At 52.3% G+C, this 241-nt stretch carries 1 protein-coding gene; it reads right to left on the minus strand.

Annotated features, from left to right (window positions below; translation table 11 throughout):
- On the minus strand, positions 1-241 hold a 241-nt coding region (locus ACYP03_RS27690), incomplete at both ends, for an ATP-binding cassette domain-containing protein (protein WP_459782895.1).

The raw sequence follows: 241 nt of genomic DNA on the forward strand, positions 1-241 counted from the left end.
GGATCCTGCCAGACCATTTGCACCCCCTGACGGTACTGCATCAGCTCGCTTTTCTTGGTGATGTCCTGAATATCACGACCGAAATACTCGATTGCCCCTGCCGTGGGCTCGTACATTTTGGCGATCATTTTCGCAGTGGTGGATTTACCGGAACCGGATTCTCCCACCACCGCCAGGCCGCGACTTTTGTACATTTTGAATGACACCTGATTCAGTGCCCGCATCTTGGATTTTTTCAGCG

This window comes from Photobacterium sp. R1 (assembly GCF_054600795.1).